This is a genomic window from Crenobacter sp. CS_VA4 (assembly GCF_055597485.1).
On the sequence record NZ_JBVMAE010000155.1, the window covers coordinates 1 to 254 of the forward strand.

The 254-nt window shown below is 63.4% G+C and carries 1 protein-coding gene; it reads left to right on the forward strand.

Annotated features, from left to right (window positions below; translation table 11 throughout):
* A partial coding sequence (locus tag ACZ2IA_RS23125; RefSeq protein WP_470294923.1) for a hypothetical protein occupies positions 1–254 on the forward strand: 254 nt, incomplete at both ends.

The window sequence follows — 254 nt, forward strand, 5'->3', positions numbered from 1 at the left end:
CCTATGTGAACTCGGCTGTCTGCGGACCGTCACGCGCCTCGTACTACACCGGCCGCTACCCCTTGTCGCATCGGGTCACCTGGAACCGCGTCCCTCACCCCATCGACGAGCTGTATCTGGGCGATTATCTGGCCCAGTCGGGAAGGGACTGCCATCTGTTGGGCAAGACGCACCATGTACCGGACCCAGCTGGCGCCCATGCTCGACGTTTCCAGGTTCAGCCCGAGGCTGCCGAGCGTTTCTGGCAAGGTGGT